General features: G+C 70.7%; 13 protein-coding genes. 2 read left to right on the forward strand and 11 right to left on the reverse strand.

All coding sequences use genetic code 11. The features are described from left to right. Positions 1–64 precede the first annotated feature (64 nt). Positions 65–1,888, reverse strand: coding sequence for a gamma-glutamyltransferase (gene ggt, locus AC07DC_RS06660; protein ID WP_478912414.1), 1,824 nt, complete (start codon positions 1,886–1,888; stop codon positions 65–67). 98 nt (positions 1,889–1,986) lie between these two features. Here ggt and AC07DC_RS06665 point away from each other — a divergent pair, with 98 nt between their 5' ends. Then, positions 1,987–2,742 carry a hypothetical protein gene (locus AC07DC_RS06665; RefSeq protein ID WP_478912415.1) on the forward strand — a complete coding sequence of 252 codons (756 nt, stop codon included), beginning with the start codon at positions 1,987–1,989 and terminating at the stop codon, positions 2,740–2,742. Here AC07DC_RS06665 and AC07DC_RS06670 read toward each other — a convergent pair. Next, on the reverse strand, positions 2,711–3,475 hold the full coding sequence (locus tag AC07DC_RS06670; protein ID WP_478912416.1) for a ZIP family metal transporter: 765 nt from the start codon (positions 3,473–3,475) through the stop codon (positions 2,711–2,713). The genes AC07DC_RS06665 and AC07DC_RS06670 overlap by 32 nt on opposite strands. Positions 3,476–3,588: 113 nt before the next feature. Continuing rightward, positions 3,589–4,488: an SGNH/GDSL hydrolase family protein gene (locus AC07DC_RS06675; RefSeq protein WP_478912417.1), complete on the reverse strand. Its 900-nt coding sequence runs from the start codon at positions 4,486–4,488 to the stop codon at positions 3,589–3,591. A gap of 282 nt (positions 4,489–4,770) precedes the next feature. On the opposite strand from AC07DC_RS06675, the gene AC07DC_RS06680 reads away from it, so the two are divergent. Next, positions 4,771–6,411 (forward strand): CocE/NonD family hydrolase, encoded by a 1,641-nt coding sequence (locus AC07DC_RS06680; RefSeq protein WP_478912419.1) that lies wholly within the window; start codon positions 4,771–4,773, stop codon positions 6,409–6,411. 25 nt (positions 6,412–6,436) lie between these two features. Here AC07DC_RS06680 and AC07DC_RS06685 read toward each other — a convergent pair whose 3' ends face one another. The 8 genes from AC07DC_RS06685 to AC07DC_RS06720 form a co-directional block, all read right to left on the reverse strand. Continuing rightward, positions 6,437–7,273, reverse strand: a complete 837-nt coding sequence (locus tag AC07DC_RS06685; protein WP_478912421.1) for an amino acid ABC transporter permease — start codon at positions 7,271–7,273, stop codon at positions 6,437–6,439. A 73-nt stretch (positions 7,274–7,346) separates the two neighbouring features. Next, entirely contained in the window at positions 7,347–7,991 is a 645-nt protein-coding gene (locus AC07DC_RS06690; RefSeq protein ID WP_478912423.1) for an amino acid ABC transporter permease, read from the reverse strand. A gap of 14 nt (positions 7,992–8,005) precedes the next feature. After that, the gene (locus tag AC07DC_RS06695) at positions 8,006–8,905 is read right to left on the reverse strand and encodes a glutamate ABC transporter substrate-binding protein (RefSeq protein ID WP_478912425.1); all 900 of its coding nucleotides are present in this window, start codon (positions 8,903–8,905) and stop codon (positions 8,006–8,008) included. 15 nt (positions 8,906–8,920) lie between these two features. Continuing rightward, positions 8,921–9,664, reverse strand: coding sequence for an amino acid ABC transporter ATP-binding protein (locus tag AC07DC_RS06700; protein WP_478912649.1), 744 nt, complete (start codon positions 9,662–9,664; stop codon positions 8,921–8,923). 198 nt (positions 9,665–9,862) lie between these two features. Further along, positions 9,863–10,114 (reverse strand): TfoX/Sxy family DNA transformation protein, encoded by a 252-nt coding sequence (locus AC07DC_RS06705; protein ID WP_138355572.1) that lies wholly within the window; start codon positions 10,112–10,114, stop codon positions 9,863–9,865. A gap of 151 nt (positions 10,115–10,265) precedes the next feature. Continuing rightward, positions 10,266–10,703, reverse strand: a complete 438-nt coding sequence (locus AC07DC_RS06710; protein ID WP_478912427.1) for a DUF6278 family protein — start codon at positions 10,701–10,703, stop codon at positions 10,266–10,268. Between the two features lie 75 nt (positions 10,704–10,778). After that, complete coding sequence (locus tag AC07DC_RS06715) at positions 10,779–11,141, reverse strand: cupin domain-containing protein (protein WP_478912429.1); 363 nt, start codon at positions 11,139–11,141, stop codon at positions 10,779–10,781. Positions 11,142–11,274: 133 nt separating this feature from the next. Continuing rightward, complete coding sequence (locus AC07DC_RS06720) at positions 11,275–12,054, reverse strand: exodeoxyribonuclease III (protein WP_478912431.1); 780 nt, start codon at positions 12,052–12,054, stop codon at positions 11,275–11,277. Between the last annotated feature and the right edge of the window lie 99 nt (positions 12,055–12,153).

Here is a 12,153-nt window from a genome sequence, read left to right on the forward strand (position 1 = left end):
GTCAGGCCCTGAGCCCCGGGGTCGGTCGGGCTCCGAGTCTCCCGGGAGGGGCCGGGGAGCGGGCTCAGCCGGCGCGGCTCGGGCTGACCACCATCGCCGAACCGCCGCCGCGCCGGGTCGTCTCGGCCGCGGCGAGCCAGCGGCCGTCGGGCAGCCGCTGGATGCCGGTGGCCGCGCCGATCTCCGGGTTGAGCGTGAAGACATGGCCGAGCGCTTCGAGCTGCGTCCTGGTCGCGCTGGTGAACAGGGCCGGTTCGAGTTCGGTGGCCGCCGCGTTGCGCTGGCTGGCGCGCGGCGCGGCGATCGCGTCGACGAGCGGCAGCCCGCGGTCGACGTGCTCGGTGAGGACCTGCAGCACGGTGGTGATGATGGTGGAGCCGCCGGGCGAGCCGAGGGCGAACGCGGGACGGCCGTCCTTCAGCACGATCGTCGGGGAGATCGAGGAGCGCGGGCGCTTGCCGGGGCCGGGGAGGTTCGGGTCATGGACGGCCGGGTTGGCGGGCGCGAACGAGAAGTCCGTCAGCTCGTTGTTGAGCAGGAAGCCGCGGCCGGGGACGACGATGCCGCTGCCGCCGGTCTGCTCGATGGTGAGGGTGTACGCGACGACGTTGCCCCACTTGTCGGCGACGGTCAGGTGCGTGGTGTTCTCGCCCTCGTACGTCGTCGGCGCGGCCGTGCCGGTGCCGCCGCAGGCGGCGGGGTGGCGCGGGTCGCCCGGTGCGAGCGGGCTGGTGAGCACCGCGTCGTCCTTGATCAGGCAGCCGCGCGAGTCCGCGAAGCGCTGGGAGAGCAGGCCGCTCGTGGGGACGTCCTCGAACGCCGGGTCGCCGAGCCAGCGCCCGCGGTCGGCGAAGGCGATCCGGCTCGCCTCGATGTAGCGGTGCAGGTACTGGGCGTCGGTGGCCTTGCCGGTGGAGAGGTTCGCCCGCTCCATGATGTTGAGCGCCTCACCGACCGTCGTGCCGCCCGACGAGGACGGTGCGATCGAGTAGACGTCGTAGCCGCGGTAGGAGACCTCGGTCGGGGCCTGCCGCTTGGCGGCGTAGCCGCGCAGGTCCGCGGCGGTCAGATCGCCGGGGCGCACCACGCGGGTGGCGTTGGGGTCGACCGGGGGCTTGCGGACCGTGCTGACGATGTCGGCGCCGATGTCCCCCTGGTAGAGCGCGCCGACGCCCTTCCTGCCCAGCTCCTGGTAGGTGCGGGCCAGGTCCGGGTTGGTGAGGGTGGAGCCGACCACGGGTGGCGCGCCGCCCGGCAGGAAGATCTTCGCGGTGGCCGGGAAGTCCTTGAAGCGGCCCAGGTTCGCCGCGGTCTGCGAGCGGAAGGTCTCGTCGACGGTGAAGCCGTCGCGCGCGATCCGTTCGGCGGGCCTGAGTACCTGGGCCAGCGGGCGGCTGCCCCAGGTGTCGAGGGCGGTGGCCCAGGTGGCGGGGGTGCCGGGGGTGCCGACGCTCAGGCCGCTGGTGACCGCGTCGGCGAACGGGAGCGGTTTGCCGTTCTCCTGGAAGAGCGTCTCGGTGGCGCTGCGCGGCGCGGTCTCCCGGCCGTCGATGGTGAACACCTTGTGCAGCCGGGCGTTGTAGTACACGAAGTACCCGCCGCCGCCGACGCCCGCCGAGTACGGCTCGGTGACGCCGAGCGCGGCCGCGGTGGCCACCGCCGCGTCCACGGCGTTGCCGCCCTGGCGGAGCACCTCGATACCGGCCGCCGAAGCGTCCGCGTCCACGCTGGCGACCGCGCCTCCGTATCCGACCGCGACCGGCACCTTCGCCGGTCGCGACCGCGCATCCTGCGGCGCCGACTGTGCCGGCGGGGCCGCGGCTCCCACCGTGACGACGGCGGCGGTGACGGCCAGCAGTGACAAACTCCGGACGGCGGGGAGACGCATACGGTTTCCTCCAGTCAAAAGCGGTCCGCGCAGCCTAACTTGGGCGCGGTGGTCCCGTCAGGAGCGCGTTCGCTCGAACACCGCTACGATGCCCGGCCATGAGCGATGACGTCCGCAACCTCGTGCTGGGCCTGGCGGCCAGCGCCATCAGCGCGGCGCTGGGCTGGTTTGTCCGCACTTACGTGTGGCGCCGGAAACTGCACCGCAAGCAGCGTTTCTTCGGGCTCCCCAACGGCTCCGAATGCCTCCTGGTGGTGCCGCGCGACCCCGGTTCCCGGGTGTGGAGCGTCGCCCGCCACGACGCGTTCGCGCTGCTGGAACTGGCCGCGCTGATCAAGGAGTGCGGGGCGCACGCCGAGATCCTGCCGCACGACACGGCCTGGCAGGGCTTCGGGGCCCGCACCGAGTTCTGCGTGGGCGGCCCCGTCGCCAACCACCGGCTGGGGGCGCACCTGCGGTCGATGCTGCCGGGCATCGAGATCAACACCGATGCTTCCTCCGGCCCCGACCAGGGGGCCTTCACCATCGACGGCGAGACCTACCGGATGGACAAGGGCGCCGTCGAGTACGTGCTGCTGGCCCGGCTGGCCGCCGTGCGGGACGCCGGCAACGACCGTCCGGTCTTCCTCTCCTCCGGCCAGCGCGGTGTCGCCAACCAGGCGGCCGTACGGTATCTGGCCCGGCACCATGTCCGGCTGGCGCGCAAGCACGGCATCGACGGCACGTTCTGCCTGCTGCTCAAGGTGGTCAACTCACAGGCCTACGGACCCGACGTCGTCGAGCTCGTCGCCGATGTGACCCGGGCGGCGCAGACCGTCCCGGTCAGTCGGCCAGACCGATCACCAGCCACATGACGGCGCATCCGGCGACCGTGCACAGCAGCGTCGAGCGGGACGGGTGCGGGCTGTGCGCCTCGGGGAGGATGTCGGAGGTCGCCAGGTAGAGCAGGAATCCGGCGAAGAACCCGAGGTAGACGCCGAGCGCGCCCGACGGGATGGTGAAGGCCAGGGTGATCGCGGCGCCGATCACCGGGGCGATCGCGTCGCAGCCGAGCAGCACCAGCGCGCGGCCCTGGCCGTTCCCGTACATCCGGGTGATCGTGTAGGTGTTGAAGCCGTCGGCGAAGTCGTGCGCGACCACGGCGATGGCGACCACCAGGCCGACGGTGCCGCCGGCCTGGAACGCGGCGCCGATCGCGAAGCCGTCCATGACGCTGTGCCCGACGAGCGCCGAGGCGGCCGTGAGCCCGATGCCCTTGACGGGTTCGCCCGGGCCGGCGGGCGCGCGGCCGTGGGCATGGGTGTGCGCGGCGTACTCGCCCTCGTGCGCGCGGTGGATCGCCACCGATCGCTCGACGATGTGCAGCGTGAGGAACCCCGCGACGAACATCAGCAGCGCGACGGGGACGCCGAAGACGTCGCCGGACTGCAGGTCGAGCGCTTCGGGCAGCAGGTCGAAGCCCACCACGCCGAGCATCAGCCCGGCGGCGAGTCCCAGCACCAGGTGACGGCGGTCCCCGATGTGCTGGGCGACCACCCCGCCGATCAGGGTCATGACGAACGCGCCGAGGGCTATCAGTACCGCCATCCGCGTTCACCCGCCTCCGCCGCCGGCCCGCCCGCTTCCGCCCATGATCGGCGAAGCGGACCGGCGGCGCGAGTCAGAGCAGGTCAGGGCAGGTCAGTGCCCGTCTGTGCCGGTCAGTGCTTCCGGCAGTGGTCGTCGATCCGGTCCAGGACGGCGACGGCCATGGCTTTCTCGCCCTTGGCGTTGGGGTGCGCTGGCGCGGCCGGGGAGGCCGGCACGAGCGGCTCGATCCAGCGGTTGGCGGGCGCCGTGCACATGTCGTGGCCGACGGTCGGCCGGTAGGTGTCGACGTACTCGGCGTGCGCGGCCCCGGCCTGCTGGCGCAGCATCGTGTTGAGCCGCTTCTCGGTGTCCTTGAGGTACCCGAAGTCCCTGTCCGCGAAGGGGACGGCCGGGCGGCAGCCGACGCCGCTGTCCGGCAGCAGGTCCGGGTAGCCGACGACGACCACCCGGGCGTGCGGGGCGCGGGAGTGGATGGCGCGCAGCACGGCCGCGACCTTCGGCGCCGTCTGCTGGATGTTGAGGGCGAGCTGGTCGGTGCCGGTGGCGTTGTAGTGCTTCTGGCAGGGGTTGCCGGTCGGGTCGGTGGCGCTCAGCACGGCGCAGGTGCCGATGATCGAGCTGAAGCCGACGTCGTTGCCGCCGATCTGCAGCGTGACGAGGTCGGTGCCGCGGTTCAGCGCGTCGAGCTGCGGTCCGTTGGTGCCCTGCGGCTTCCACATCTCGGCGGTGGTGGCGCCGCCGCAGCTGACGTCCTTGACGGCCGCGAAGCGCTGGTCCTCGGCGACCAGCGACGGGTAGTTGTGGCTGGACCGCGCGCAGTTGGCGTCCACCTGGTCGGGGATGCCGGGCCCGGACGTGTACGAGTCGCCGAGCGCCGCGTAGCTGACGCCGTGTCCGTGACCGGAGTTGCCCGGGCGGCCCGAATGAGCCGAGGCCGGGGCGGCGATGCCCGCTGTGAGGGCCAGAGCCCCGCCGAGTGCGGCTGCTGCCAGGACGGTGGTGCGGGCCATCGGTACCCCCAGTGTCGACGGTGACGAGCATCAGATTCCGCGCGCACCACGCCGGGTGTCAATGACCTTGACGAAAGATCGTCCGGTGGACCCGTGTTCGATCGACACCTCCTGACATGCCTTCATATGCCGCCACCTGCCCCCGGGTGCCCCGATGCGCTTTCCCGCGCCTCCCACCGCCCGCAGATCGTTACCCGCGCGTAACATGCACGCCTATTACCGCCGGTAAGGCCGCGAGGTTACTCTCCAGTCACTTTGCATCCGGCCAGTCAGGAGCAGTCCATGAGAGCAACCACAGCAGGAGTCGTCGGCGCGGCCCTGCTCGCCTCCACGGCGTTCGGTCTGGCCCCACTGGCGCAGGCCGCGCCGGTGCCCACCGTGGTCACCGCCGGCACCGCGCAGGCGGCCGCCGCGTCGACCTTCCGGTTCGTCGACATCCCGGGCTCCGGCGGCATCACGCTGAAGGGCAACGTCTTCACCCCCGGCGGCTACGACGGCTCGCAGCGCTACCCCGTCGTCGTGCTCCCGAGCAGCTGGGCCATCAACGACCTGGAGTACATCGCCCAGGCCAAGCAGCTCGCCGACGCCGGGTACGTCGTCGTCAGCTACACCTCCCGAGGCTTCTGGCTCTCCGGCGGGCAGATCGAGACCGCGGGGCCGCCCGATGTCGCCGACGTCTCCAAGGTCATCGACTGGACGCTCGCCAACACCCCGGCCGACCCGGACCACCTCGGCATGGCGGGCGTCTCGTACGGCGCCGGCATCGGTCTGCTCGGCGCCGCGCACGACAAGCGCATCAAGGCCGTCGTCGCGCTCAGCGGCTGGGCCGATCTCATCGACTCGATCTACCAGGGCCGCACCCCGCATCTGCAGGCCGCCGCCCTGCTCGGCGGCGCGGGCTACCTCACCGGCCGCCCGAGCCCCGAACTCCAGAAGATCCTGGGCAACTTCCTCACCGCGAACCTCGCCGCCGAGGACGAGATGATCGCGTGGGGCAAGCTCCGCTCCCCCGTGACCTATCTGAACCAGCTCAACGCCAACGGCACGGCGGTCATGCTGGCCAACGCGTGGGGCGACAGCCTCTTCCCGCCCAACCAGTACGCGAAGTTCTACGAGAAGCTGACCGGCCCCAAGCGCCTGGAGTTCCGGCCCGGCGACCACGCCACCGCCGAGGCGACCGGCCTGCTCGGCCTGCCCAACGACACCTGGGCCAGCTCCAAGCGATGGCTCGACCACTACCTCAAGGGCGTGGACAACGGCATCGACCACGAACAGCCGGTCCAGCTCAAGTCCCGTTCCACGGGCGCCTACGAGAGCTACGACAGCTGGGCGGCGGTCCCGTCCCGGACCACCACCCTCAAGCTCGGCGCCAAGGGGCTGCGCACCGGAGAGCTCGGCGGCGACGCAGGTCCGGGATGGCGGACCACCATCGGCACCAACATCGACTCGGGCGCCGACGGCGGGATCATCTTCCTGTCCAGCCTGCTCGACCAGTTCGCCCAGGCCCCGCCCGTCGCGTCGATCCCGCTGCTGCCGCGCGCCTTCGCCACCGTCTGGCAGTCCGGCGCGTACGGCACCGCCCAGCACGTCCGGGGCACTTCGACGCTGCACGCCACGCTGACGCCGTCGACCGCCGACGGGACCGTCATCGCGTACCTCTACGACGTCGACGCCCTGGGCATCGGCAAGCTGGTCACGCACGCGCCCTACACCTGGGTCGGCCGCGCCCCCGGCAAGGCGTTCACCACCGACATCGACCTGCTCGCCACCGCCTACGACGTCCCGGCCGGCCACCGGCTGGCGCTGGTCGTCGACACCGTCGACCCGCTCTACATCGAGCAGAACCCGCTCTTCGCCACGGTCACCGTCTCGTCGCCGGCCTCCGACCCGTCCTGGCTGTCGGTCCCGCTCCACGACGAGTAGCCCGTACGTCCGGCAGATCTGTCCGTCAGATCTGCTGCGGTGGCGTCGTCGCGACCGGTGTGCCCTTCGTCTTGGGGTTGCGCCGTTCGCGGCGCGCCAGCCAGTTCGCGAACCACGACAGCAGCATGCACATCCCGATGTAGATCGGGGCGATCACCATCACGACCGGGATGAACGGCAGGTCGTAGTCGAGGTTCGTGGCGATCAGCTTGCCGTTGTAGAGGAACTCCTCGTAGGTGATGAGGTAGCCGAGCGAGGTGTCCTTCAGCGCCACGACCAGCTGGCTGACGATCGCGGGCAGCATCGCGCGGGCCGCCTGCGGCACCAGGATGTACGTCATCACCTGGGTCTTGCGCATCCCGAGCGCGTAGGCGGCCTCGCCCTGGCCGCGCGAGACGGAGTTCACGCCGGTACGGAAGACCTCCGCGAGCACCGAGCCGTTGTAGAGGGTCAGGCCGGTGATCAGCGCCAGCATCGGCTCGACCTTGAGCGCGATGAAGATGAAGAAGATCATCACCAGCAGCGGCATCGCCCGGAAGAACTCCACCACCAGGGTGCTCACCCAGCGGACCAACCGGTGCTCGGAGAGCCGGCCGGCGGCGAAGAGCGTGCCGAACGCGAGCGAGAGCACCGCCGCCCAGATGAACGCCTTGAGGGTGTTGGCCAGCCCGGTCAACAGCAGCCGCTGGATGCCCTGGTACTCGAACGGCACCCACTTGGTCGACTCGAACTGGCCGGTGTGGATCAGCATGTAGATGATCCAGCCGACCAGCGCCGCCAGCGCGGCGGTGGTGATCCACGCGTAGAGCCGGTGGCGCGCCAGCGCCTTCGGACCCGGAATGTCGTAGAGCGCACTACTCATCGGGCCACCTCGCTGCGCTCGGAGGCCGCTTCGCAGAGTACGCGCCCCTCAATCGTTCCCTCGCTGCGCTCGGTCATCGGACCACCCCCATCTTCTTCTCCAGCACGTTGAAGAGCGCGCTGATCGACAGCGTGATGATCAGGTAGCCGACCGCGATCCAGATGAAGGACCAGACGATGCTGTAGCCCAGCTCGTTGAGGGGCTTGTACGTGCCGAGCAGTTCGGTGACCGAGAAGGATCCGGCGATCGCCGAGTTCTTGGCGAGCGCGATGAGGGTCGAGCCGATCGGGGAGATGACCGCGCGTCCCGCCTGCGGGAGTACCACCAGGTTCAGGGTCTGGATGAACGTCATCCCGAGGCTGCGGGCGGCCTCGCCCTGGCCCAGCGGCACGGTGTTGATGCCCGACCTGACCGCCTCGCAGATGAACGCCGAGGTGTAGCAGGCCAGCGCGAGGACCGCGAAGGTGGTGAACGGCAGCCGCACCCCGAACCGCGGCAGTCCCAGCAGGACCGCGAAGAAGAGCAGGGTCAGCGGGGTGTTGCGCAGCACGGTGACCCAGGCGGTGCCGAAGGCGCGCAGCGACCTGACCGGCGAGACCCGGAAGCCGGCGATGATCACGCCGCCGACCAGCGCCAGCACGCCCGCGTACACGGTCAGTTCGAGGGTGCCCAGGAAACCCTTGCCGTAGAGGGAGAAGTTGTCGAGCAGTACGTTCATGTGCGGCGGCCCTCTCAGTACCGGTCGACGGCGGGCGGGGTGGGCGCCGGGACCCCGGACAGGCCGAGGGTCGCGTCGTACGCCTTCTTCCAGTCGCCGTTCTTCTCGTGCGCCACGATCGCGTCGTCGAGCGCGAGCCGCAGGGCGTTGTCGCTCCTGGCCACGCCGACTCCGTAGGGCTCCTTGGAGAACGCCTTGCCGACGAGCTTCATCTCGTCGGGCGCCTTGGCCGCGTAGCCCAGCAGGATCGAGTCGTCGGTGGTGACCGCGTCGACCTGGAAGGTCAGCAGGTTGTCCACGCAGACGGAGTAGGTGTCGTAGGTGACGGGGATGGCGTCGGGGTAGTCCGACTCGATGCGCTGGATCGGGGTGGAGCCGGCGGCCGAGCAGACCTTCTTGCCCTTCAGGTCCTGCGGGCCCTTGATGTCGTTCTCGTCCTTGCGGACGAGCAGGCCCTGGCCCGCGATGTAGTACGGGCCCGCGAAGCCGACCTGCTGCTTGCGCTTGTCGTTGATCGTGTACGTGCCGACGTAGTAGTCGATCTGGCCGTTGCTGAGCGCGGTCTCGCGGTTGGCGGAGGCCACCGACTTGTACTGGATCCGGTCGAGGCCGAAGCCGAGCGAGGCGGCGAGCATCCGGGCGATCTCGACGTCGAAGCCGGCGTAGGTGCCGTTGGCCGGGTCGCGTTGGCCGAGGTACGGCTGGTCGTCCTTGACCCCGACGACGATCTTTCCGCGCCGGTGGGCGGAGCTCCAGGTCTTCGAGTCGGGGAGGGAGAAGTCCGTGGCCACCTTGTAGGTGGGCAGATCGTCGGAGCTGGGCCCTTTCGTGGGCGGGCTGCCCTGCTTGCCACAGCCCGCCAGCAGGGCCGCGGCCACGGCGAGCAGCGCGCTGTGCCTGTTCTTGCGTCGCATGGCGGTCCCGGGTCGTCAGTGGTGGAGGATCTTGGACAGGAAGTCCTTGGCGCGCTCGCTGCGCGGCGCGGTGAAGAACTCCTCCGGGACCCGGTCCTCGACGATCAAACCGTCGGCCATGAAGACGACCCGGTTGGCGGCCGAGCGGGCGAAGCCCATCTCATGGGTGACAACGACCATCGTCATGCCGTCCCGGGCGAGCTGCTGCATGACCTCCAGCACTTCGTTGATCATCTCCGGGTCGAGTGCGGAGGTCGGCTCGTCGAAGAGCAGTGCCTTGGGGTCCATGGCCAGCGCGCGGGCGATCGCCACCCGCTGCTGCTGGCCGCCGGACATCTGGGCGGGGTACTTGTCGGCGTGCGAGAGCAGGCCGACCCGGTCGAGCAGTTCCCGGGCGCGTCTGTCGGCGTCGGAGCGGCTGTGACCGCGTACCTTGACCGGCGCCAGCGCGACGTTCTGCAGCACCGTCTTGTGTGCGAAGAGGTTGAAGGACTGGAAGACCATGCCGACGTCGGCGCGCAGCCTGGCCAGTTCCTTGCCCTCGGAGGGCAGCGGTTGGCCGTCGATGGAGATCGTGCCGGATTCGACCGGCTCCAGACGGTTGATCGCCCGGCACAGCGTGGACTTGCCCGATCCCGACGGTCCGATGACCACCACGACCTCGCCGCGGCCGACCGTCAGGTTGATGTCCCGCAGGACATGCAACGGTCCGAAGTGCTTGTTGACGCCACTCAGGACGATCAGCGGATCCATGCGCAGTCCAGCTCACTCTCACCCACGTCCGACGGTCGACGAATGGGCAACCTATCCCCTCGAATGGCCACATCGTGCCGACACGCAGACCGCCGCCAATACCCTGATTTACGGGTCGCGGGGTCGCCGACGGCCCGCGCCGCGAATCGGCGCGGGTGGGGTCGGTGCGGGTCGGTTCGGGTCAGGTAGGGGTTCTGGTCCGGGTCAGCCGAGGACCCGGTTGACGAGGGTGTCGCGTTCCGTTTGCGGGATGGCGGTCCAGCGGGTGCCGCGGATCGCGCCTTCGAGTGCGAGCAGGGTGTGGGTGCAGGCGTCCTCGGGAAGGTCCTCGCGGATCTTCTCGAAAGCACGGCCGGCGCCGAGCCGGCGCAGTTCGCCGGCGTCCTCGACGCCGCCGCGGCGCAAACGGTCGGCAAGGACCGCTCCGATATTCGGCATCTGCTGCAGGGAGTCCACGTCGCGCCTCCGGTACCGAGCTGATCAAGTGGTGCGTTTCCGACATCATGCACCGTACGGCCGGGCAGGGAAGCGTCATTGCCCGCCGGACACGCCTGCCCGCCGTCGCATTGCGGTGGCGCGGTCCATCACTTCGGGTGACGGCGGGCCGTCAGCTCTCGGATGCCTCGGCGAGTGTCTGGGACAGTTCGGGCGTGCCGCTCTCGGCCCATTCGTGGCCGATCCCGACCACGTCGATCTCGCGGCCCGACTCCAGCTTGACCACCGGCAGCCCGTTCGGCCACACCTGCCAGGCCGCGCCCGGCACCGTGCGGACGATGACGGTGCCGAGGTACAGGCCCGCGTCGTTGCCGAGCCAGGGCAGCACCTCGGGGTCGTCGCGCCACTGCGGGACCAGCTGGTCGAGGGCGGTCAACGAGCCCGGCGAGTCGTCGAGTTCGAGCCCGGCGTCCTGCGCCTGGGCGCGCAGCAGATCGCACTCCGCCAGCAATTCGGCGACGCCCGCCGCGTCCGGATCACCGCCCCCGACCGCGACCCCGCTCACCGTCGCGTTCCGCTTGCGCCACCTGTCCAGGAAGGGGATGTCCATACGGCTCAGCGTCGCACCCGGGGCGGTCCGACTTCTACAGGCGCGCCTGCCCCGCGGATGTTCGGGCACCGGGGCTCAACAGCCGATCGCGTACGCCTTGCGCAGCGTCTCGTGCACCGTCCAGACCGTTCTGTCACCCTCGTGCAGGACGCACACAACGCCGGGGCCGAGTTCGAGCGTGTCGCCGCCCGCCACCTCGACGGTGGCCCGGCCGCTGACCACGACGAACATCTCGTCGGCCTCGACATCGGTCACCACGCCCGGGGTGATCTGCCAAATCCCGCGCAGCCGGGTCCCGTCGGCCGACTCCCAGAGCACCTTGCCGGTGACCTCGGGCGTGCCCGACACGATCTGGTCCGGGTCGAGCGGCTCGGGCCCCAGCTCGGCGTCGGGAACGTGGACGGCGAAGCTGGCGGAGGGCAGGTCAACGGTGCTCATGAGCGCCGAGCGTACGGGGCGGCGTACGGGCGCGGGAACGACAGGTTGTATACCGTCCCGCGCCCACCCATACGCCTCGTAAGCACGCCGGGCGGGCGGCCCGGCGGGCGGCTCGGCAGACCGGGCGGTGCGGTCAGACGTCGAGGTCCACAACGACCGGGGCGTGGTCGGAGGCGCCCTTGCCCTTGCGCTCCTCACGATCGACGTAGGAGTCGGTGGCCGCCTTGGCGAAGGCCTCGTTGCCGTAGACCAGGTCGATCCGCATGCCCCGGTTCTTCGGGAAGCCGAGCTGACGGTAGTCCCAGTAGGTGTACGGGCGGTCGTACTTGAGCGGACGCGGCACCACATCGGTCAGGCCGGCCTCGCGCAGGGCGGCCAGCGCGGCGCGCTCGTCCGGGGTGACGTGGGTGGCGCCCTCGAAGAGGGACAGGTCCCACACGTCCTCGTCGGTCGGCGCGACGTTGTAATCGCCCAGCACCGCGAAGGGCCGCGGGCCCGCGGCGTCCTCCGCGACGGCCGCGCGCAGCGCCTCGAACCACTGCAGCTTGTAGGCGAAGTGCGCGTGCGCGACCTCGCGGCCGTTGGGCACGTACACCGACCAGACGCGGACCGGACCGCAGGTGGCGGAGACCGCGCGGGGCTCCAGCACGCCCTCGTACTCGGGGCCGCCGGGCAGCCCGGTCACGACGTCCTCCAGGCCGGCCTTCGACAGCAGCGCCACCCCGTTCCACCGGCCGGTGGCGTTGACGGCCGCCTCGTAGCCGAGCTCGCGCAGCTCGTCGAAGGGGAACTGCTCCAGCGAGCACTTGGTCTCCTGGAGACACAGCACATCCGTGCCGGTGCTCTCCAGCCAGGCGAGCAGCCGCGGGAGGCGGGCGGTGATCGAGTTGACGTTCCAGGTGGCGATGCGCATGGATCCGAATCTACCGCCCGGCACCGACAACCGTCCCGGACCCGTCCCGGACCCGCCCCGGACCCGCCCCGGGCTGCCCCGGGGCGGTGCTCCTGACCA

The sequence above is a fragment of the Streptomyces sp. NPDC045021 genome (assembly GCF_056432645.1).